Source organism: Hafnia paralvei (assembly GCF_020150375.1).
GTDB classification, from domain to species: Bacteria; Pseudomonadota; Gammaproteobacteria; order Enterobacterales; family Enterobacteriaceae; genus Hafnia; species Hafnia paralvei.
The window spans coordinates 1,763,877-1,785,542 of the sequence record NZ_CP083737.1 but is presented as its reverse complement, the minus strand read 5'-3'; the positions used below and the strand labels follow the sequence as shown (position 1 = coordinate 1,785,542).

General features: G+C 45.9%; 25 protein-coding genes. 8 read left to right on the top strand and 17 right to left on the bottom strand.

From position 1 onward, the window contains the following. The first annotated feature begins 36 nt into the window (after positions 1 to 36). The 3 genes from artQ (at position 37) to artJ (ending at position 2,392) form a co-directional block, all read left to right on the top strand. Positions 37 to 753: an arginine ABC transporter permease ArtQ gene (gene artQ / locus K9N75_RS08465; RefSeq protein WP_004095863.1), complete on the top strand. Its 717-nt coding sequence runs from the start codon at positions 37 to 39 to the stop codon at positions 751 to 753. Then, entirely contained in the window at positions 753 to 1,421 is a 669-nt protein-coding gene (gene artM / locus K9N75_RS08460) for an arginine ABC transporter permease ArtM (RefSeq protein WP_004095864.1), read from the top strand. Before artQ ends, artM begins: the two co-directional genes overlap by 1 nt. Positions 1,422 to 1,660: 239 nt before the next feature. Continuing rightward, entirely contained in the window at positions 1,661 to 2,392 is a 732-nt protein-coding gene (artJ, locus tag K9N75_RS08455; protein ID WP_008812969.1) for an arginine ABC transporter substrate-binding protein, read from the top strand. On the opposite strand, the gene K9N75_RS08450 is transcribed toward artJ, so the two are convergent. Continuing rightward, positions 2,367 to 2,555 carry a hypothetical protein gene (locus K9N75_RS08450; protein WP_020303853.1) on the bottom strand — a complete coding sequence of 63 codons (189 nt, stop codon included), beginning with the start codon at positions 2,553 to 2,555 and terminating at the stop codon, positions 2,367 to 2,369. The genes artJ and K9N75_RS08450 overlap by 26 nt on opposite strands. Before the next feature lie 78 nt (positions 2,556 to 2,633). On the opposite strand from K9N75_RS08450, the gene K9N75_RS08445 reads away from it, so the two are divergent. Beyond that, positions 2,634 to 3,122: a methylated-DNA--[protein]-cysteine S-methyltransferase gene (locus K9N75_RS08445; protein WP_039189005.1), complete on the top strand. Its 489-nt coding sequence runs from the start codon at positions 2,634 to 2,636 to the stop codon at positions 3,120 to 3,122. Here K9N75_RS08445 and rlmC read toward each other — a convergent pair. From rlmC to K9N75_RS08410, 7 genes are all read right to left on the bottom strand, one after another. Next, positions 3,110 to 4,243: a 23S rRNA (uracil(747)-C(5))-methyltransferase RlmC gene (gene rlmC, locus K9N75_RS08440; protein WP_263481243.1), complete on the bottom strand. Its 1,134-nt coding sequence runs from the start codon at positions 4,241 to 4,243 to the stop codon at positions 3,110 to 3,112. The genes K9N75_RS08445 and rlmC overlap by 13 nt on opposite strands. Positions 4,244 to 4,364: 121 nt before the next feature. Next, on the bottom strand, positions 4,365 to 4,841 hold the full coding sequence (locus K9N75_RS08435; RefSeq protein WP_008812966.1) for a YbjO family protein: 477 nt from the start codon (positions 4,839 to 4,841) through the stop codon (positions 4,365 to 4,367). Positions 4,842 to 4,920: 79 nt separating this feature from the next. After that, positions 4,921 to 5,766 (bottom strand): putrescine ABC transporter permease PotI, encoded by an 846-nt coding sequence (gene potI / locus K9N75_RS08430; protein WP_004095887.1) that lies wholly within the window; start codon positions 5,764 to 5,766, stop codon positions 4,921 to 4,923. Beyond that, positions 5,766 to 6,728 (bottom strand): putrescine ABC transporter permease PotH, encoded by a 963-nt coding sequence (gene potH / locus K9N75_RS08425; protein WP_004095889.1) that lies wholly within the window; start codon positions 6,726 to 6,728, stop codon positions 5,766 to 5,768. The genes potI and potH overlap by 1 nt, the downstream gene beginning before the upstream one ends. 9 nt (positions 6,729 to 6,737) lie before the next feature. Further along, the gene (potG, locus tag K9N75_RS08420) at positions 6,738 to 7,871 is read right to left on the bottom strand and encodes a putrescine ABC transporter ATP-binding subunit PotG (protein WP_008812965.1); all 1,134 of its coding nucleotides are present in this window, start codon (positions 7,869 to 7,871) and stop codon (positions 6,738 to 6,740) included. Positions 7,872 to 8,024: 153 nt separating this feature from the next. Next, entirely contained in the window at positions 8,025 to 9,131 is a 1,107-nt protein-coding gene (gene potF, locus K9N75_RS08415) for a spermidine/putrescine ABC transporter substrate-binding protein PotF (protein ID WP_008812964.1), read from the bottom strand. Positions 9,132 to 9,524: 393 nt separating this feature from the next. Continuing rightward, positions 9,525 to 10,016, bottom strand: coding sequence for a type III secretion system chaperone family protein (locus K9N75_RS08410; RefSeq protein WP_004095896.1), 492 nt, complete (start codon positions 10,014 to 10,016; stop codon positions 9,525 to 9,527). 37 nt (positions 10,017 to 10,053) lie between these two features. Between K9N75_RS08410 and K9N75_RS08405 the strand changes: the two genes are divergently transcribed. Continuing rightward, the gene (locus K9N75_RS08405; protein ID WP_008812963.1) at positions 10,054 to 10,353 is read left to right on the top strand and encodes a DUF4250 domain-containing protein; all 300 of its coding nucleotides are present in this window, start codon (positions 10,054 to 10,056) and stop codon (positions 10,351 to 10,353) included. Here the strand turns inward: K9N75_RS08405 and rimK are convergent. Genes rimK through K9N75_RS08390 form a run of 3 tightly spaced genes read right to left on the bottom strand, consistent with a single transcriptional unit; the run spans position 10,350 to position 12,276 of the window. After that, on the bottom strand, positions 10,350 to 11,237 hold the full coding sequence (gene rimK / locus K9N75_RS08400; RefSeq protein WP_020303854.1) for a 30S ribosomal protein S6--L-glutamate ligase: 888 nt from the start codon (positions 11,235 to 11,237) through the stop codon (positions 10,350 to 10,352). The genes K9N75_RS08405 and rimK overlap by 4 nt on opposite strands. 27 nt (positions 11,238 to 11,264) lie before the next feature. Further along, entirely contained in the window at positions 11,265 to 11,987 is a 723-nt protein-coding gene (gene nfsA, locus K9N75_RS08395; protein WP_008812961.1) for an oxygen-insensitive NADPH nitroreductase, read from the bottom strand. After that, on the bottom strand, positions 11,971 to 12,276 hold the full coding sequence (locus K9N75_RS08390) for a YbjC family protein (protein ID WP_130974071.1): 306 nt from the start codon (positions 12,274 to 12,276) through the stop codon (positions 11,971 to 11,973). The genes nfsA and K9N75_RS08390 overlap by 17 nt, the downstream gene beginning before the upstream one ends. A 165-nt stretch (positions 12,277 to 12,441) precedes the next feature. Here K9N75_RS08390 and K9N75_RS08385 point away from each other — a divergent pair, with 165 nt between their 5' ends. Further along, positions 12,442 to 12,705: a GrxA family glutaredoxin gene (locus K9N75_RS08385; RefSeq protein ID WP_004095905.1), complete on the top strand. Its 264-nt coding sequence runs from the start codon at positions 12,442 to 12,444 to the stop codon at positions 12,703 to 12,705. Between the two features lie 69 nt (positions 12,706 to 12,774). On the opposite strand, the gene ybjM is transcribed toward K9N75_RS08385, so the two are convergent. Further along, positions 12,775 to 13,173 (bottom strand): inner membrane protein YbjM, encoded by a 399-nt coding sequence (gene ybjM, locus K9N75_RS08380; protein WP_008812959.1) that lies wholly within the window; start codon positions 13,171 to 13,173, stop codon positions 12,775 to 12,777. 338 nt (positions 13,174 to 13,511) lie between these two features. Here ybjM and K9N75_RS08375 point away from each other — a divergent pair, with 338 nt between their 5' ends. Beyond that, positions 13,512 to 15,200 carry an aspartate:alanine antiporter gene (locus tag K9N75_RS08375; protein WP_008812958.1) on the top strand — a complete coding sequence of 563 codons (1,689 nt, stop codon included), beginning with the start codon at positions 13,512 to 13,514 and terminating at the stop codon, positions 15,198 to 15,200. Between the two features lie 316 nt (positions 15,201 to 15,516). On the opposite strand, the gene K9N75_RS08370 is transcribed toward K9N75_RS08375, so the two are convergent. From K9N75_RS08370 to K9N75_RS08350, 5 genes are all read right to left on the bottom strand, one after another. Then, positions 15,517 to 15,690, bottom strand: a complete 174-nt coding sequence (locus K9N75_RS08370; protein WP_224452469.1) for an ogr/Delta-like zinc finger family protein — start codon at positions 15,688 to 15,690, stop codon at positions 15,517 to 15,519. Between the two features lie 1,368 nt (positions 15,691 to 17,058). Beyond that, positions 17,059 to 17,445, bottom strand: coding sequence for a hypothetical protein (locus K9N75_RS08365; protein ID WP_224452468.1), 387 nt, complete (start codon positions 17,443 to 17,445; stop codon positions 17,059 to 17,061). 281 nt (positions 17,446 to 17,726) lie between these two features. Beyond that, positions 17,727 to 17,990, bottom strand: a complete 264-nt coding sequence (locus tag K9N75_RS08360) for a hypothetical protein (RefSeq protein ID WP_039189023.1) — start codon at positions 17,988 to 17,990, stop codon at positions 17,727 to 17,729. Further along, positions 17,980 to 19,131 carry a PAAR domain-containing protein gene (locus tag K9N75_RS08355; protein ID WP_224452467.1) on the bottom strand — a complete coding sequence of 384 codons (1,152 nt, stop codon included), beginning with the start codon at positions 19,129 to 19,131 and terminating at the stop codon, positions 17,980 to 17,982. Before K9N75_RS08355 ends, K9N75_RS08360 begins: the two co-directional genes overlap by 11 nt. A gap of 27 nt (positions 19,132 to 19,158) precedes the next feature. Next, positions 19,159 to 19,530: a hypothetical protein gene (locus tag K9N75_RS08350; RefSeq protein WP_008812956.1), complete on the bottom strand. Its 372-nt coding sequence runs from the start codon at positions 19,528 to 19,530 to the stop codon at positions 19,159 to 19,161. Between the two features lie 805 nt (positions 19,531 to 20,335). On the opposite strand from K9N75_RS08350, the gene K9N75_RS08345 reads away from it, so the two are divergent. After that, on the top strand, positions 20,336 to 21,580 hold the full coding sequence (locus tag K9N75_RS08345) for an MFS transporter (RefSeq protein WP_224452466.1): 1,245 nt from the start codon (positions 20,336 to 20,338) through the stop codon (positions 21,578 to 21,580). Positions 21,581 to 21,666: the final 86 nt, after the last annotated feature.

The window sequence follows — 21,666 nt, the reverse complement described above, 5'->3', positions numbered from 1 at the left end:
GGCGAACAGCTCGCCTGATGGGATAGGCTCCAAGCAATGATTGAATTTCAACCTTTATTAAGCGCAGCAGGCATGACCGTTGGCCTGTCGCTGTGTGCTTTAGTTCTCGGGCTTATTTTGGCGATGATTTTTGCCGTCTGGGAATCTTCAAATATCAAACCAGTGGCATGGCTCGGCACCGCATGGGTCACGCTGGTTCGTGGCTTGCCCGAAATCTTGGTTGTGCTGTTTATCTATTTCGGATCGGCTCAACTACTCATGGTGCTTTCCGACGGTTTCAGTTTGAATTTGGGCTTTGTGCAAATCCCTATCCAACTCAATATTGAAAACTTTGAGGTCAGTCCCTTCGTATGTGGCGTTATCGCATTGGCCTTGCTTTATGCGGCTTATGCATCTCAAACGCTGCGCGGCGCGTTAAAAGCCGTACCTGAAGGCCAGCGTGAAGCCGGTCAAGCACTTGGCCTAAGCAAAAGCGCTATTTTCTTCCGTTTGGTGATGCCGCAGATGTGGCGTCATGCTCTGCCAGGGCTGGGAAATCAGTGGTTGGTGCTGCTGAAAGATACCGCTCTGGTTTCACTGATCAGCGTGAATGATTTAATGCTGCAAACCAAAAGTATCGCCACCCGAACTCAAGAACCTTTCACATGGTACATGGTTGCAGCCGCTATCTATTTGGTTATTACCCTGTTCAGCCAATATATTCTCAAGCGAATCGAACTGCGCACCACACGCTTTGAGCGGGGGAACGCCTAATGTTTGAATACATTCCTGATATCATTCAAGGGTTACCAACCAGTTTATCCCTGACTATAATTTCCTTGCTAGTTGCGCTGGTGTTGGCATTGCTTTTCACCATTGTGTTAACGCTACGCCCTGTGGTGCTCACACAGTTAGTGCAAGGATATATCACGCTGTTCACCGGAACACCGCTGCTGGTACAGATCTTCCTGATCTATTACGGACCGGGACAGTTTGACTGGATCAAGCAGACACCGTGGTTGTGGAATATGCTGTCACAGCCGTGGCTATGTGCGATGGTCGCCTTGGCGCTGAACAGCGCGGCGTACACGACCCAGCTGTTTTACGGCGCGGTAAAAGCAATCCCTTCCGGACAATGGCAGTCTTGTGAAGCACTTGGCATGTCTCGCAGTCAGACATTGCGTATTTTGCTGCCGTTTGCTTTCAAACGAGCGCTGTCGTCTTATTCCAACGAAGTCGTCCTGATTTTCAAAAGCACCTCATTGGCCTACACCATTACGCTGATGGAAGTTATGGGTTATAGCCAGCAAATGTATGGCCGCACCTATGACGTTATGGTGTTTGGCGCGGCAGGCGTGATTTATCTGTGCGTGAACGGATTGCTTACGCTAATTATGCGTATGGTTGAACGTCGCGCTCTCGCCTTTGAACGTAGAAATTAAATCAACTCCTTAAAACGCTTACTAAAAGCCAGCCTAAACGCTGGCTTTTTTGTATCTGCAAAAAATAACAATAAATATTTAACCAAATATATTGCATATAAATTCACTTGATGGCAAAGTCATTTCTGTTCACCAAACCGCCGTTGAGCATGAACGTCGTTCCGTTCATCCCCATAAATCAAAACTAAAACGGCTGACTAAAAATCAAAATTAGATCCTATTTCAGACAGGAGTTAGACATGAAAAAACTGATGGTTTGTGCATTACTGGCAGGAATGAGCTTCACCGCAACCGCAGCGGAAACCATCCGTTTTGCCTCTTCCGCCACCTATCCACCGTTTGAATCCATGGATTCCAATAACCAGATTGTTGGCTTCGACATGGATTTAGCCAAAGCGCTGTGCAAGCAGATGCAGGCTACCTGCACCTTCACGAATCAGGCGTTCGACAGCCTGATCCCTGCGCTGAAGTTTAAACGTTATGACGCGGTGATTTCCGGCATGGATATTACGCCAGAACGTCAGAAACAGGTGGCATTCACCCAGCCGTACTACGCTAATTCCGCGATCATCATCGCTGAAAAAGGCAAATACAAAACCTTCGCAGATATGAAAGGCCTACGCGTGGGAATGGAAAATGGCACCACTCATCAAAAATATTTGCAGGATAAACACCCAGAAATCAAAACCGTTGCCTACGACAGCTATCAAAACGCCATTCTGGATCTGAAAAGTGGTCGTTTAGATGGTGTATTCGGCGATACCGCAGTGGTTAATGAATGGCTGAAGAGTAATCCAAACCTCGCTGCCGTCGGCGATCACGTCACCGATGCGCAATACTTTGGCACCGGTTTAGGTATCGCTGTACGCCCAGAAAATACCGCACTTTTGGCGCAGTTGAATAAAGCGCTGGATGAGATCAAAGCCAACGGCACTTACCAGAAAATCAATCAGCAGTGGTTCCCACAGTGATTTGCGGCTGAAATACTCTCGGCTGTTGGTTTGCCGCATCGCCTAAATCATCGGCGTTGCGGCAAGCGTTGCCCTGTAGGACGAGTCCCCAGAATGGGACGAATAACGAACGTAGACAACGCAGTACCGTTTCAAGTTCTGAATTTTTCCCCTTATCCTTCATGGTAATATCCTCCCTCACTCAGTTTTGCTACCTTTAGCAGCTCAACGTATATCAGGATAGTCGGTAGGGGAAATTTTCATGTACTACGCACTTTATTCATCGCCCGTTGGATTGCTAAGATTAGTTTCGGATGCTCAAGGGCTGCGCCAGCTATGGCTACCGAATGAGATAGAAGAAAAGCTATGTCCTGCTGAGTGGATTGAGGACGGAGATTTCACCATCAACCGCCAAATTCGCGACTGTTTAGATGCCTATTTCTCCGGTGAGAAACTGCGCTTTGATAATTTGCCCTTAGCACCGGTGGGCACAGCGTTTCAGCAATCGGTTTGGAAAGAACTTCTCACCATTCCATACGGTACTATCAGCCACTATTCGGTTATCGCTAACGCACTAAATAACCCTAAAGCCGTTCGTGCCGTCGGCGGTGCCGTGGGGAGAAACCCTATTTCGATCCTCATCCCTTGCCATCGCGTATTAGGTAAAGATCTTTCTTTGACCGGCTACTCCGGTGGGTTACCGATCAAGAAAGCGCTGTTGGATCTAGAGAAAATCGTTTATCGCGTTTGATGGACCAGCAGCGTTAGCACTTCATAATGGGCGGTATGCGGGAACATATCGAACAGTTGCACCTGCTCGATACGATAATTTTTCAGTCTCGCAATATCTTGAGCCATCGTCTGAGCATTGCAGCTGGAATAGAGAATATAATCCGGCGCCATTTTGCCAAGATATTCACACAGTTCAGCACCGATCCCCCTGCGCGGTGGATTGACGAGCACCAACTCGGGAACCTCACCTTCCGCCGAGGCAAAACGGGTCGAGTCGAGCGCGGAAAACTGTACATTCTGTAATCCCAATTTCTGCGCAGACCGCGTGGCGCAGGCGATAGCTTCCGCGCTGATCTCAATACCGGTGAGCTTCATCTCCGGCGTTGCGCAATGCAAACCAAAACCACCGACACCACAAAACAGATCCCACATACTACTGATATTTAGTTTGTGTACCCATTTGCGCGCTGTGGCATATAACGATGCGGCAACCAGTGGATTGGTCTGGAAAAAGCTTTGCGGGCGAATATAGAGCGGAACTTGATTAAAAGATTCTTCTAGCGCCTGTTGCTCGGTAAGAAATATTTCGGTATCCCCTTCGAGGATAGCCATATGCACCGGCTGGATATTTGCGGTAATCACGACTAACTGTGGAAGCTGTTGTTGGAGCCAAGGCAACGCAGCGCGTAACTGGGCTAATTTAGCGTCAGAACGCAACACAAAACGCAGCATTAGCTGGTTGTTTTTCTGGCTTTCAGTTAGCAACAGATATTTTAGCTCTCCACGTTTGCGCGCAACGTTGTAGGGGGTTAGCCCTGCGCGAGCAATAAACACCTTCAGCACATCAAACACTGCGCTAAAAGATTGGGGATAGAGAGGACACTCACATAAATCGACCGCCGTTCCATCACGATGCAACATGCCTAGCAGTGGACGCTCCACGCTGCCGCTGACGACCATTTTGGCTTTGTTACGAAATGCTTGCTCTGCGCTACTCACTGACGGTAACCAGCGTTCGACCGGTAAGTCAGACATCAGTAATTCCAGCTGTTGCTGCTTTTCGGCGATTTGCTGTGAATACGGCATTTCCAGCCACTGACAAGAGCGACAAGTTCCCGATTGATACAGGGCACAGTGCATAACAAAGACTCTATTTGAATGAGATAAATGTGAGGTTAAAGCGGCGCGGATTGTAGCATAAACCACATAAAGCAGGTGAAACTCGCGGGGAAAGTTTCCGCGCTTCAGTCTAGAAAGCTTGTCACGAAGAGAAATAGCGGCGACTTGCGCGCGGGATAAACAACAATCCTAATATCATTAACTCAGGGATTTTTAAGCCCACTAGCTCGGTGAAAATCTCACTACCTGTTTCGCCGTTCACGCTGAACATCTCAGGATGAAACCAGCCAAGGGATGCCAATAGCATGTAACTAATCACCAGCACCTGACAGCCGAGATATCCCCAGCGACCAAGGTTTTTCCCCTGCACTACGGCAAAACCACAGCTAATCTCAACCAACAGCACCACGATACTGGCTAAGCATAATAGCGCAGAGTCCCAGTCTTGCACGCTGTCAGAAACAAAAGTACTGACCCCCTCAAAACCAAGTTCATGCATGAGGAGCAGAAAACCAAGCGTATGGATACCAATAATCGCCGTCCCGGCAATTAAGACAGATACAGGGGCTATTGCCCATTTTCTCAGCATTTCATGCCGGTTACGTAGTATTTCTGACATCTTATTCCATAAGCTAGCCTGAACAACTCATAATAGGACAATTTATGTTGATCAGGCTAGTGGTTATTAATAAGAAATATCAACTACCTGCTGCTTTTCTGATCTCTTTAAGACGCCGCTTTTCACTACGCGCCATAAACCACCACGCAATAAGACCAATAACGCCGACCACCAGCAGGATAATACTCGCCAATGCGTTAATTTCAGGGTTAACGCCCATACGGACGCTAGCAAACACCAACATCGGCAGCGTGGTAGACCCCGGTCCTGCGACAAAACTGGCAATAACCAGATCGTCGAGCGATAACGTAAAAGCAAGTAACCAGCCTGACACTAGCGCGGGGGCTATCATGGGGATCGTGATCACAAAGAATACTTTTAGCGGAGCCGCGCCGAGATCCATGGCGGCCTCTTCCAATGATTTATCTAGCTCACGCAGGCGCGAGCTCACCACTACCGTGACATAAGCCGTACAAAATGTGACATGTGCCATCCAGATGGTGAGCATTCCGCGCTCCGCAGGCCATCCAATAAGATGCCCCATGGCAACAAACAGGAGCAGCAGCGAGAGTCCAGTGATGACATCGGGCATAACTAAGGGGGCTGTGAGCATAAAGGCAAACCCGTTTGAGCCACGAAAACGGCCAAAACGAACCATCACGACCGCGGCCATGGTGCCTAGAATCGTCGCCATAGTCGCCGCCGCTGCGGCTATCGTTAGGCTCAGACCCACGGCGCTTATCATCACTGAATCGTGAAACAGCACGCTATACCATCGCGTAGACCACCCCGCCCACACCGTAACCAGCTTCGAGCTATTAAAGGAATAGATAACCAGTAAAAGCATGGGTGCATACAGAAAGAAGAAGCAAACCACCAAAATCACAATTCGCCACGGGGAACGTACAACAGGCAACGTATTCATTAGTGTGCCCCCAGTTCTTTATTCTGATATTTATGGAACAGCATAATCGGTACGATCAGCAGCAACAGCATCAAGATCGCCACCGCCGAGGCCACAGGCCAGTCACGGTTATTGAAAAATTCCTGCCATAGTACGCGCCCAATCATAATGCTGTCCGGCCCACCCAGCAGTTCAGGGATAACAAACTCACCTACCGCCGGAATAAATACCAGCATCGAACCCGCAATGATTCCGCCTTTCGTCAGCGGCACGATAATCTTGAAGAAGGTTTTCATTGGACGCGCCCCAAGATCCAGCGCAGCTTCGACCAACGAATAATCAATACGCGTTAACGCGGTATAAATCGGCAGCACCATGAAAGGCAGATAGGAATAAACCACGCCGATATACACCGCCGTATTGGTGTGCAATATAATCAACGGATGATCAATAACGCCTAACCATAGCAGTACGTTATTCAACACGCCGTTCTCTTTCAAAATTCCCATCCATGCGTACACACGGATCAGGAATGACGTCCAAGAAGGCAAAATAACCAGCAACAGCAAAATATTACGCGTCGAGGAACTGCTATGCGCCACAGCCCATGCTAACGGATAGCCAATCAGCAGACAGCAAAGCGTCGAAACGGCGGCTATCTGCAGCGACTGAAGATAGGCATCCACATACAATGGATCGTCGAACAACTGAAAATAGTTAGCAAAGTTAAGCGCAATATCCAGTTTATCGTCGGCCCAGGTGACTAAGTCCGTAAACGGTGGGATAGCACGCGCCATCTCAGCGAAACTGATTTTAAAGACGGTAAGAAACGGCAGTAAAAATAAACAAATCAGCCACAGATAAGGTAAAGCAATAACCAGCTTGCGGCCATGTACGCCGCGCAGACGGTATAACCACGCAGTCAATTTCCCGACACGTTGTACCGGAGGGCGATCGCTGCGACTCGTAAATAGTGTAGACATCGCTCCCCCTCAGACCGTCAGAACAACGCAGCTATCGGCATCCCAACAAAGCTTGATTTCATCTCCCCACGTTGGCATTCCTTTACGGAATCGATGCCCATTTTGCAATTGGGCACTGATCATCTGTCCGCTCAGCAATTTCACGTGATAAATCGACAAATCACCGAGATAAGCAATGTGCACAACCTCACCGGTCGCATAGTTGCAGCCATCTTTTGGTGGTGTATCGCAGAGTAAAATCTTCTCTGGGCGCAACGCGATCTGCACAGGAACGCCCTCCACTACCGCAGCATCAAGATCCACTTTAAGCGGATGAGTCAAACCAGGGCTTTGAATAAGCAATGAATCTTCTAACGATTCTTTGAGAATGCCCTCAAAGACGTTGACTGAACCAATAAACTCCGCGCTATAGCGGCTATTCGGATGTTCATAAATTTCTTCAGGCTCACCGATTTGCACAAATTTACCGCGATTCATAATGGCGATACGTCCCGCCATCGTCATGGCTTCTTCCTGATCGTGCGTTACCATCACGCAGGTAACGCCGACCCGCTCTAAAATATCGGCGACCTCAAGCTGCATGCGTTCGCGTAGCTTTTTATCTAATGCCCCCATCGGCTCATCTAGCAACAGCAGCTTCGGGCGCTTTGCCAAACTCCGCGCCAAAGCCACGCGCTGGCGCTGGCCACCGGAAAGCTGATGCGGCTTGCGCTTGGCGTATTCCTGCATATGCACCAGCGCTAACATCTCTTCTACACGCTGACGGATTTCGTTACGACCCAAGCGATCCTGCTTTAGGCCAAACGCGATGTTCTGCTCCACGCTCATGTGTGGAAAAAGCGCGTAAGACTGGAACATCATATTGATAGGCCGTTGATAAGGCGGGACATGGGCTAGATCTTGCCCATCCAGCACAATTTGCCCGCTGGTGGGCATTTCAAAGCCCGCAAGCATACGCAGCAGGGTAGACTTGCCACATCCGGAAGCGCCTAACAGGGCAAAAATTTCGCCTTTATAAATGGTGAGGTTAACGTCATCAACGGCGAGCTGTCCGTCAAATGTTTTGCTGAGATTGCGAATTTCTAGCAGAGGTGCGAATGCTTTATGCACCTTCGGCGCCTGACGGGGGATGGTTTCATTCATTCGGGACGTCCTCACTCTCGCACCTGACACAGACCCGGCTGCATCGACACATACCGCTCAAAGAGCAGTTTAAAAGTACACAGGCAAAGAGATTTTCTCTGCCTGTGTATTCAGCGTAGTCACACTTTTTATCTATGTAACTGTTTCGCTGTTTTATTTTCCGGTTTTCACTTTGGTCCAAGCACGCGTGATCACTCGGTCAATTTTCGGCGACTGCACTTTCAGCGTGAACATCTTCGCTCTCACGTCTGGTGGAGGATAAATTCCCGGATTATCCCGCACTTCAGGGTTCACCAACGGCGTTGCCGCTTTATTAGCGTTGGCGTAATAGACGTGATTGCTGATGTTGGCAATCACTTCAGGGCGCATCAGGTAGTTGAGGAACTGATAAGCTTCAGTGGTATTTTTGGCATCAGCCGGCATCGCGAACACATCAAAGAACACTAAAGCCCCTTCTTTCGGAATGCTGTAGGCAATATTCACGCCGTTTTTCGCTTCTTTAGCACGGTTAGCGGCCTGCATAACGTCACCGGACCAGCCCACCGCAACGCAAATATCACCGTTAGCTAAATCGTTGATATATTGCGATGAATGGAAATAGCGAATATTCGGACGGAGTTTTAGCAGCAGATCGTTCGCCGCACCGTTGTAGTCATTAGCATCAGAGCTATTGGGATCTTTGCCAATGTAGTTAAGCACCGTGGCATAAATTTCAGCAGGAGCATCAAGGAAAGAGACACCACAGCTTTTCAATTTTTCCAAATTCTCAGGTTTCAGCACCAAGTCCCAACTGTTAACCGGCGCGTCTTTGCCTAACGCCGCTTTTACTTTTTCCACGTTATAGCCAATACCGGTGGTCGCGAAGGTGTAAGGGATTGCATATTTGTTATCGGGATCGTGTTTAGCGACCAGCTTAAGCAGTTCAGGATCGAGGTTTTTATAATTGCTCAGTTGGCTCTTATCCAGAGGTTTAAATACCCCAGCACCAATCTGACGCTCAAGGAAACTCGCCGATGGCACCACCAGATCAAATCCAGTACTGCCTGCCATCAATTTGCCTTCGAGCACTTCGTTAGAATCGAAAACGTCGTAAACCACTTTGATGCCCGTCTCTTTGGTAAAGTTCGCCAAGGTATCCGGTGCAATATAGTCAGACCAGTTATAGATATGCAGCGTCTTTTGATCGTCCGCAGTTGCCCCCGCCGCAATGAAAGCGCCAGCTATCGCCCCCACTAACCACTTTTTATGCCCGTTAAACATTCGTCAATCCCTCCAAATAATGTAGAAACGGCGCGCACTAGCCCGCTTACCAACAGTAATCACCAGATATTTTGCGCATAAAAAATCAAATAAAGAGAATATTTTTTCACTAAAAGTTTCAGGAATAACCTGAGGGAAATCTGAGCAATACACTGCAAATCAAGCATAACTGGTGATAAGCTATCCAGCTACTCAGTGAAGAAAAAAACGTCAATTATCGATTTTTTATGCAATAGCATCTATGTTGTGCGGCATTCTCGCGGTGAATGCCGTTGGATATAGGGAGGATTGATTGATTAGTAGAATATTTATGAGGTTTTTATATAAATATTAACGGCACCATCGCGGTGCCGTTGAACCAAGTCAGCGCAGCAATTATCAAGCGCGTGACGATTAATGCAGGAGTGGTCCACTGGCCGCTTCAGGATCATAGTCGGCATCACTTTCTTCACCTTCGCCGAGGAACAACATGCCATTTGCACGTGTTTCCATCATGATCATCGACAGCTGCTCTTCACCCTGTTGCATAAACGCGGCAAACTGCTCTAGCGTAATACCTACGCTGCCGTTCAGAGATAGACAGGCAATCAGCTTAGGCAAATTGTCATCCTGAATATCAATAAATACTTTCACCGCCAGAGTGCTGGCGTTCATCTGACTGAGATCGGCGACTAGCGGAATCAGCGATGTTGGACGTATCTCAGCCAGTGCGCTAAACAAAATCGTCTTATCGATCATGTCAACTTTAGCGTCAAACACGCCATCGAAATTCTGCATATGAGGCAGATGTAGCGCTTGGCAGGAGTCACACTCAAAAAAGGTGATGCCCAGTTGATCCAGCCAGCGTCGTAAAAGATCCAGATCCGGGACGATTAGCGAATCCATAGTGGCCTACCTTACAAAAATGATAAAACAGGAGATAATGAACACAGAAATAGAAAAGGCGCATAGCTTACGGAAAAATACCTGTTTTATCTATGCTCAAAGACAATTAATTAGCCAATCGCTGTGGAAAGAGGAATACACCATGCCGCTCTCGCGTTACGCCACAATGGATCCACTGATGTTGATGAGTATCATCAATATGAAACTCCGCGACGAATGCCCTTCGCTTGACGATCTCGCCCGCCGTTACGATCTTTCTGTTGAAGTTTTACAGGAAAGATTGTCGCAGGCTGGCTATCAGTACCAACCTGCGACCAATCAATTTGTGCAGATTTAACTTTTCTTGCGTGCTATTGCACGCTCAATAAATTCGATCATCATGCCCGCGATGTCTTTTCCGGTGGTGGATTCAATACCCTCTAAACCTGGGGAAGAATTAACCTCCATCACGAGCGGGCCACGATCGGAACGTAAGATATCCACGCCGGCAACGCAAAGCCCCAGCGTTGCGGCAGCTTTTAGCGCCACCTCTCGTTCCTGATCGGTGATCGTCACTCGTTTCGCGGTTCCGCCTCGGTGCAGATTGGAACGAAACTCTCCCGGCTTGGCCTGACGTTCGATAGCCGCTACCACTCGTTTACCTATCACTAAACAGCGAATATCGGCACCGCGCGCTTCTTTAATGTATTCCTGTACAAGAATATGGGCATTCAGTCCGCGAAAGGCATCGATCACGCTTTCCGCTGCTTGGCGTGTTTCAGCCAAAACCACGCCGATCCCTTGCGTACCTTCCACCAGTTTAACCACCAATGGCGCGCCCCCCACCATCTCGATCAGGTCGCTGGTGTCATCAGGCCGATGCGCAAACCCCGTCACAGGAAGATCGATCCCCTGCTGAGCTAACAGCTGCAGGGAATGCAATTTGTCGCGCGCTTTAGCAATCGAGGTCGCGGTATTTAGCGGAAAACTGCCTAACATTTCAAACTGACGTAAAACAGCGGTACCGTAGAAGGTGATCGCCGAGCCAATGCGCGGGATCACCGCGTCATAGCGTTCTAACTTACGCCCTTTCTCATGCACGCTTGGCGCTGCACAGTTAATATTCATGTAGCACGAAAGCGGATCAACGATGTCGATTTGATGACCACGACGCTGTGCCGCCTCTTTCAAACGCTTACAAGAATAGAGAGAGCCATCTCGGGAAAGTATGACGATCTTCACGGCCAACCTCTTCAGCCTAAGGATGAACTATCTCAGGATCCAGCCCTGCTTGTGCAAATATTCCAGCATGAACGGGCGACTTTCTTTTGCCAGAGTCCGCTTAATCTGATCGCTCCAGGTATCACAGCGCGCGTTGCTACTACGGCTTTGATAATAAGCACTGATGTGCGCATCATATTGCGCCAGCAATTCACGATCCAGCGGCTGATATTGGTTTTCATGCACCACCATCGCCTGTGGTAAACGCGGTTTTTGCGCTGGTTCAACTGCGGGATAGCCCAAACATAAACCCATCAGCGGTAATACGTTTCGCGGCAGCTTTAATAACTGAGTGACCTCATCGATATTATTACGTAGGCCTCCGATATAGACCCCGCCGAGCCCCAGAGACTCAGCCGCTGTAAAAGCATTTTGCGCCATAAGTGACGTGTCTACCGTTCCCAGCAACAATTGTTCGGCCAGTCCTAATTCGGCCTGAGGAAAAATCTCTTGGTGACGATTAAAATCAGCGCAGAATACCCAAAACTCAGCGGCTTCTGCCACATGCTGTTGTCCACCGGTCAGCTCAACTAATTGCTCACGCAATGAAGAGTCAGTGATTCGAATAATGGTACTGCACTGCAAAAAACTTGAGCTGGACGTAGCTCGTGCTGCAGCAAAAATTGCCTCCCGCTCCGCGTCCCCGATAGGCTGTGGTGTAAATGCCCGAACAGACCGGTGTGAACACAGAAGATCAATGGTTGGCGTCATTTTTATGCTCCTCAGATTTTACTTCAGGTTTTGCCGCTGACGTGTCCTGTTTTGGCGTTAAGCTAAACAGCGGTGTTTTGCTGTGAGTTAGGCTCCAGATCAGCGCTACGGCAGCCGGTATCATCAAAGCGACACCGGCAAAAATCATCATAACCGCAGCGAACGGTGTCGCTAGCGGATTGGGTAAATGAATATAATCGTGAATGCTCAGATAGGCTACCACCAGCAGCACCATTCCTATTGCTTCACAGACCAAAACGGGTTTAGGTAAATCCCCTAAAGCCTTCATCGGCTTCTCCCAGTACGCCCCATATAGGCAAAATTTATCAAAGTAACAGGCAAATCCTACTTTTTTTTAACTGCCGTAACAGGCATAGTAAACGCAGTTAAAGTGAGTCGGCGCTAAACATTATCAAGATTTAGTGAATAAGCTCAAATCAATCAAGGAGTTCTCATGTTTGCAGTAATTTTTGGGCGTCCGGGCTGCCCGTATTGTGTCCGTGCTAAAGAGTTGGCTGAAAAACTGACCGAAGAACGCGATGATTTCAACTTCCGTTATATTGATATCCATGCAGAAGGTATCACCAAAGCCGATCTGGAAAAAACCGTCGGTAAACCTGTTGAAACCGTTCCTCAGATCTTCATCGATCAAAAACACATTGGCGGCTGCACCGATTTTGAAGCATACGCGAAAGAAAATCTGGCGCTGTTCCAGTAAAAATAGTCTTCGTTCGATAAAAAGGGCATCCATAGGATGCCCTTTTGTTTTGTCTGTAATAACGAATGATTAGCGGTAACGTTCCGCACCTAACGAGCGTTTTTGCTTCTTTTGCCAAGCCAGTGTCAAAAACCAATATAAAAACGCACCAGAAACTGACCAGAAAAGCGCGCTGGTGCCATAGGCAAACATTTGTAGTCCGCTACGCAATTCGGTGCCATAACATAAATGGATCAGTGTAGAGATCAAAACGGCACATAACGTACCAAGAAAAGGATAAAAAATACGTCCGCTTACGGAGAAGCAACTGGCGACAAAACCAGGGATGACGAACAACAGCAGGTTAATCTCGCCTTTCATGACAATATTCGGACCGTGAGCATTCGTCCAAGGTTTCAAAACGATAAAAAGGAGTACAACCAAAATAAATGAAACAATTGCGCCTAGCCAACGCCTATAAATAACCATCAAAAATCCCTCTTTCCTTAGAAGCGATATTTAACACACCCACCGCTATCCGCACTTCTCATCAGCCTTGATGAAACAGATAACGAGGTGGATCCAGCATTCCCTAGCGTGTTCAACGGTGTTCAACAGCAAACGACTTCTCTATTTTGTTCTGCCCTTTATTGGCCGAACGTCCAGATAACGTCTAATCTATCTGCCAATACCAGAGTGGTACTGGGATTTCATCTATTGTTAGGGATACCCTAGATATAGATGAAATTTATTATTTTGTATGGTTGAATGTATCCCCAATAGTCAATCATATCAAGCGCAAGCTAGTTAACGATAAGTTATTCGCCGTGAACATTGATGTCGCAAGTTTGTTAACAGGAAATTACATCCTGCTGTTGTTCGTTGTCTTAGCGCTGGGGCTTTGCCTCGGTAAACTTCGTCTGGGTTCTATACAACTCGGAAACTCGATAGGTGTTCTCGTTGTTTCTCTGCTGCTTGGACAACAACACTTTGCCATCAATACTGAGGCGCTAAATCTCGGCTTTATGCTGTTTATTTTCTGCGTCGGCGTAGAAGCAGGCCCTAACTTCTTTTCAATCTTTTTCCGCGATGGGAAAAACTATCTGATGCTGGCGCTGGTGATGGTAGGCAGCGCGCTAGTCATGGCATTAGGCTTCGGTAAACTTTTCCATTGGGATATTGGGCTCACTGCCGGTATGTTGGCGGGTTCCATGACATCGACCCCAGTGTTGGTCGGCGCGGGTGATACGCTGCGCCAAACCATGGCGAACAATCCTTCTCTGGCACATTTGCAAGATAACCTCAGTCTTGGATATGCGCTCACCTATTTGATCGGCTTAGTCAGCCTCATTTTTGGCGCTCGTTATTTACCTAAACTCCAGCACCAAGACTTGCCGACGTCAGCGCAGCAAATCGCTCGCGAGCGCGGTTTAGATAATGAAGTTCAGCGAAAAGTTTTCCTACCGGTAATCCGCGCATATCGCGTTGGTCCAGAGCTCGTGTCTTGGGCTGATGGTAAAAATCTGCGTGAATTGGGTATTTACCGCCAAACCGGTTGCTACATTGAACGTATTCGTCGTAACGGTATTCTTGCCACGCCAGACGGCGATGCCGTATTGCAAGTTGGCGACGAGATTTCACTGGTTGGCTACCCTGACGCCCATGCACGTTTAGATCCTAGCTTCCGTAACGGTAAAGAAGTCTTCGACCGCGACCTGCTCGATATGCGCATCGTGACCGAAGAAATCGTGGTGAAAAACAACAATGCCGTGGGTAAGCGTCTGAGCCAAATTAAACTGACGGACCACGGCTGTTTCTTGAACCGCGTTATCCGCAGCCAGATTGAAATGCCTATCGATGACAACATCGTTTTGAACAAAGGTGATGTGCTGCAAGTCAGTGGTGATGCCCGCCGCGTGAAAAGCGTAGCAGAGCGTATCGGCTTTATATCTATCCACAGTCAGGTCACCGATCTGCTGGCTTTCTGCGCATTCTTTATTATCGGCCTCATGATTGGCCTTATCACCTTTAAATTCAGTAACTTCTCGTTCGGTATTGGTAACGCTGCTGGGCTACTATTCTCAGGCATTATGCTTGGCTTCCTTCGCGCCAACCACCCTACTTTCGGCTACATCCCGCAGGGAGCGCTGAATATGGTGAAGGAATTCGGCTTGATGGTGTTTATGGCCGGTGTCGGCCTGAGCGCGGGCGCAGGGATGAACCACGGGCTAGGGCAAATCGGTGGACAGATGTTACTTTCCGGCTTAGTTGTCAGCTTACTGCCGGTGGTGATTTGCTTCCTGTTTGGTGCCTATGTGCTGCGTATGAACCGTGCGCTGCTATTTGGCGCAATCATGGGGGCGAGAACCTGTGCTCCGGCCATGGAAATCATCAGCGATGCTTCACGCAGTAATATACCTGCGCTGGGATATGCAGGCACCTACGCCATCGCTAACGTACTGCTCACACTGGCCGGTACACTGATTGTGATCATTTGGCCAGGCCTCGGCGGATAAGAAAACCTTATAATTCAGGCAAAAAAGAAAAAATGTGATTTTTTTCACTTTGCCTGAAACTTTCTAGCCTCCGCAAAGTCTTAATTAGTGCCACTGCTTTTCTTTGATGTTCCCCATATTGAGGAGCCCGATAGTCCCGCCTACTTAGGTTCAAGACTATCGGGTTTTTTATTGCCTGAAATTTAAATACATATAAAACAATGAGTTATAACTAACATTTAAGCCAAGTGGCAGCAAAGTGGCAGCAGAGAAAAAATTACCAAACCTCAAATATAAAAAAACCGCCAACGCGGCGGTTCCCTTCACAAAAATATTTTTAGAACGATAAACTGGGTTGCTGCCCCTTCACATGTGCCTGCACTTCAATCACTTTACCCGGAGTCATGATCGAGCGAACAAAGGTTTCATGCGTGATGAACGTATGACCGCAATTGATATTAGTACATTGGCTATAGCGCTCTTTGGTTTCAACTGATTCTAAAAAATACATGGGAAGGAGAAGAGGTGATGCGCTTTGTACCTTATAAATTGGATATTGAAGACGGCAATTTATACGTATAAATTTCCAATTAACTGATGGATAAAAACTGATTGGATGATTCGAGGGTAAACATCCCTGCAATCAAACCTGCTACTTGACAAAAACCGCCTGATGGCTGTTTTTTTATACCTTGTCAAAGCGTCTCAGAAGCCCACCACAGACCAATAAAATATTAATGCCTTTACCTGAATCGAAACAAGATAACATTCTAGCGGGCTGAACTTTTGCGATAAAAAACACGATTCCCCGCCAACAGAAGATCACACCTCACCGTTTCTACTTGCGGTAGAATATTCATTTTTTAATTACCACCAAATAGAAAGCAAGTGATGATACATATGCGATAAAGCTAATTATAGTTACGATTACTTTAGATTTTATCCACTTTGTTTGCTCTCTAGGGAGGGATTTTATAAATCTTACCTCATTTACATCCATGTCACGCGTGTAGAACCCATTTTCTCTTGCTATTAGCGCGATTATGAAGAATGAGTCTCGCATGAAAGAAAAAAAGAATCCGCCATCCCTATACATCAATACTTGATTTGGAAGTTTGTTGAATCTATTCATAAAAGAATTACATGTTTCTTGGAAATTTCTTTTTGAAAGAAGATATTGAATAAAGCAAAGTAATGTCGATAGCGCTGATATGGCCGCAAGTACGGCCATAATGAGTTCTTCAGTTGTACTAAAGATATTATTTACCATAAGTTTCATATACCTTATCACCCAACAATTCACCACTGGAACTACCAAGTTCATGACCTATATGCTTAGCAAGTCCTGCGCCAATAATCTAACCCCATAAATATTTTTATTTTATGAAGATAGTAAAAGCTAGATAGTTAACAATAAGTGATATAAATCCAAATATCAAAATTAAAAACTTAGCTTTAATCCAATATATTTTTTTGGATGGTTGTTTTTTTATAAAAGAATATATATTTTTATCTAAATTTCTAACAAAAAAGCTATCATCATTGAATATTGCGGCCATAAGGAAAAAAATATCTTTTTGGAAGGTGAATAGGATACCGGAACTTTGATAGGCCAAGACATCTGCAGGTATGTAGTGATACTGTTCAAGGAACTCATTACATAGTTCCTTGTGTTTATTATTTTTTAATTCTGAGTAAATGAAGGCTATCACTATGACAGCAAAACTGAAAAGTGATGAAAACATAATTAACGATTTCAATTACTCACCTCTCGATTCATATATAGACTCTCCAAAGCCGTCTCCTAGATAAGAGTCTGCTTCTCCACCAACATGCCTACACTCTAGTTTAACTCCCTAAGTTAGGTCTCTGACGCTACTCAGCTTATTGTTAATAAGCTGTAGAAAATATATGAAATTAGCATTAATATTATACTAACAGAGAATAATATATATTTTATTTTTATCCATAGAGTTATTTCACTAGGTAGCGTTCTAATGAAGTTGTAGTGTTCAGACTTCATGTCTCCAACTATAAAATTACCTTCAGAAACTATTAGTGGGAATAAAAAGAAAAGATCTTTTTGAAAGGTTAGGAAAACGCCACCCGCTTGAGCAAGTATAATCCCCCCAGGTAAAAAACCAAACTCTTTAATAAACAAGGAGCATAAGACTTTATGTTTTTTGTTATTAATGACTGAGTAAATAATAGTAGCAAAAAAAAACAAGAAGGATATAACTCCTAATATCACAGTAATAAAATCCATTTTACTCACCAATCACCTCATGTGTTTTTTGAATCACTCGCCAAGTTAACCACTTTCATTTTATATCAAAATCTGTTGTATCACCACTTAAACAGCATCCTCTTTCAGAGTAATTTCTATTCATTAACCCTCCCTGACTTGACATAAATTATATATTATTGCCTTAGTTGAAAACTATATCTCTGTTTTATATTAAAATACCAAGTAAGCATAATTATTTCAAAGTAAAAATACTTAGAGTTATGGAAGTAAAAGCCACCAGTAACTCTAGTGGCTTTTTATTATCTTACTTTTTTAAAGATAATAAGAATTAAGGCGATAGAGATAAAATACCCAAAAAATGCAGCATTCGTAAGTGAATCAAAACTCATAGTTAAATCATCAATTACGGCATTACATCGAACAGCTGTAACTTGTTCATGAGGTTCTATACCTACATATTTTAGGGTGGTGTAATACCCCAGAACAAGACCAAACAAAAAAACGCTATAAATTACCATGATGAGAGAAATACTCCCCCATCGAATTAAACCCTTAATCGACATTGTATGATCCACCTAGACTACCGCCTACTGTACCGCCAGAGTACCCACTCAATGAACCGGCTTCGGACATAGAGCCTGTACCTGTATGTAAGAATTTGCCTCTTGTCGTATCCTCTATTTCAGAGATGGCAGTAAGATTTTTGTATTTACTTTTGAATTTTGAGGTCACTTCTAAAACGTCCATAGACTTGAGGGAGTGACTCTTTTTCTCAAGAAAGTTTTGTAGTGAAATAGGTATTGAAAAATCTTCTTCACCTTCAATCGGGAACTGCGTGGTCATTGGTGTATAACTAGTCCCAAATATTTTACTGCCCGCTTGTCGTAGAACGGTCACTGAGTGAGTGGCGCAATTGCTACCAGATAAATCATAAGTATCAATAATTCTGCCTCTACGTTTAGTTACGTCCTGTGCTTCCTTTAAATTTTCCACTGATTTTCCAATATTCCAGCGTGCTTCAAATAACTCTTTAGTTAATTGTATGCAGGCATCATCAATCCTAAATACACGCGCAGACATTTTATAAAGTTCAGTTGTATAGTAATCAATCGCATCATCATCGACTAAATAATTTAATATGCCGTCTCCAACAAAACCAAGCATGCTTCTTCTAGCGAAACGACCGTAAGTAAATACAAATACTTCACTGTTAATATGAACAGAAATAAAAGCATGGCCGGCTTCATGTGTTTCAGTCCATACAAATACACCGTTGGCTAAGGGATCTTCTTCTTTTTCACACGTCCCGCCAATTGTGCCAGCTAAGTTATTAAGAGGGTGCGGGGCAGCTTTCGCTGCTTGGGCGTATTGTGTTGGCGCCTCCGATTGTGGCGCAGCCGCCATTCTTGCTTCTGCACGGCTAGTTTTCTCATATGTCGCACTCGAGAGTGATGAAAGAAGTTTAGCCCTGCATGGACAGCTGCTAATGCTATCGAGCGTACCGGCTAGTTGCACATTATTATCCAGCATACCAGGAATGCCACCGATGATTCGGTATGTCTTGCCATCCTTTCCGCATGTGACGAGATCGCCATGCCTCGAAGCAGCTCGGCCGTGCATATTGTAATTAGGATTACCACCTCTAACCGTACCGCCGCAGCTTGTCTTATCACCTACGCGGATAAAATATCCCTTCTGACTCATGTGAAGCCTTCTCCCTAGAACTGAAAATTAGATTTTCCCAGTAGCTTTTAGTAATTCAATCTCTTCCGGATCGAAATAACCACATGTGACCGCCCCATTGGCTAGCCTTATCATTGCTGACATTTGTTGACCAGCATCAATGATTTCATCCCCGTTGCTTACGCGAGTCCCAGTAGCCGCCACTGTGCATTTAACGCCCTCAACAATACTTTCCATCATGGTGCTTTCATCACGCTCTATATGAGCTGTAGACGCATCAGGATAAACCACCTCATCGCCTTCGATTGCCATGCTGCGTTCGTGATATTTCATTGCACATCTGTTAGCAACAACTCGACCACCATTCTTAGTTTTTGCTCCGTCGATAGCAAAGAATCGAATTACGTCATATTGAGTCACTGAACCACCATTCCTAATTGATTAACAATTGAATAATGTACCAGCTTAACCATACAAAAAGTGAGTGAATGTTCAGATTTTCTTATAATTCAGAGTTTGCCAACACCGCCTATAGCGGACCAATTTTCTTTTCCTTCTCATTAGCTAGTGCGGTCATTACAGACTGTGAAACAGCAGCCTGTTTATCAAAAGTATCTCTAGTCCCATACTCCCCCTCGATTTATTGCATCGCATATTTGAATTTACTGATACGGCTATGACACTCTTCGGTGTTCTTGCTCGTCGTATTCATCCAGTTTCACAATCAGTTGCGTGGTCATTTCTGCGATCCAGACCCAGTTCTTTGTCATCCTCATTGCACTAATTTGCCGTCACCATTCGGGCTATCAGCTCGATGCGCTGTGCAAGGCCAATGACTCCATCAGAAGATCCGATGAATCCCCACCTCGGCAGCATTAACTTTCAGTTTCACTACATTGGCAAAAAGTAAAATATTACGCACGCGATGCTGGACATCACAATTAACTATCCCCTCATCAGCGACGGCATCCTTCTATCTACAAACAATGTCTGATCATCATAAAAACGCTCCGCAACCGACTTAGTCACTCCTTAATGTTGGCTTAAGTTAAGCGCTATACCCTAGCCCTGTTCTTTCAGTCAAATCTGCGTTCGATACTGTGCGTTTAACATCGGTGTGTTTGAATGAACTGTAAATTAGAGCCGTTCTCATGATGAGTCGGGTTGAAGCGACCTCTCTGCACAGAGAGTGCCTTAAGGACGTTCACTCATTATTGGTAATTCTATGAAGACTAAAAATAAAATTGTCTCAATCCCTCTGTACGCTAACCCGCGTGACCTCATCACTGGCCAGTCACTTTTCAGCGGTGCCTTTTATCTTGTGATGCCTTTCCTCGTGCTGTTTATGCACGACTCTCTGCGGCTATCTGGCGAGATTATTGGGCTCGTCGTCGGGCTGCGTTTTTTCGCACAACAGATGATGTATATAAAAAGTACCCAACTGGCGCATTCGATTGGTGGAAAGAACCTCTTACTGCTGGGTTGCTTTACGCAAGCCAGCGGCTTCTTGTGCCTAGCGTTAGCGAGCCAGCCTAATCTCCTGATCACTGGAGCATTCTTAACCGGTATGGGCGGTGCCCTATTTGCACCAGCAAAAAACCTGCTGATGAATGAAGCAGGTCTAGGTGACCACAAACTAAAAACAGAGAAAGTGCAGCAGCTCAAGAATTCAGTGTCCATTGCAGGTGAATTAGGTTCTATCGTTGGGCCATTGTTGGGTCTTTGGTTAGTTGGACTTGGCTTTCACGTTCTTGCATGGGGAGGCGTTCTGATTTTCGTGGTAGCGATGATTTGGCTTGCGAAAAAATTACCCGCGAGTTTCTATTATCCCGCAATGCCTGATAAGAAAATTACGTGGCAAACCGTGTTGCAGAACCGTCGTTTCTTACTGTTTGTATTGGCCTATAGCAGCTATCTGTTTAGCTACAGCCAGCTGTTTTTAGCGCTCCCCCTCACGATTCGGCATCTAGGCGGTGAGAGCCAATACATTGGCTTATTGTTTGCATTTTCAGTCCTGATATCTCTGCTTATTCAGATTGGTCTACGTAACTTCACCAGCAAAAAAGAGGGCCAAGCGCTTGTCATGGGCTTTGCAACATTGTCTCTGGCTTTCCTCTATATGGCATTTATCGCCATACGTCATCAGACAACGGGCTGGCATGGATATTTGCCGTTGCTGATGTTTGTATTCTTTATCAATTGTGGGCAATTCCTTATCGTTCCTGCCGCCAAACGCATCGTGACCTACTTTGCTGCTGGCAATGACACAGCGCCTTATTATCAAGCATTAGCGCTCAGCGGGGGAATTGCCGTGTTGGTGGGTAGCCCTATCGTCGGTGAATTGATGGAGTCGACCAGACATAGCCTGACGCTCGCAGGATTGCCTTGGTTCTTTATGGCGTTATTTCCTGCGCTCAGCGCCATTGCTATTGGTTTAATATTCCCGACCACACCAGCTAGAGCCTACTGATAACTTGAAATGATATATCGCGTTACCCCCTTAATGTTCCCTTAAGCTGCAATTGTTAAGGTGAGCGTATGGGGTAACGCGCAACT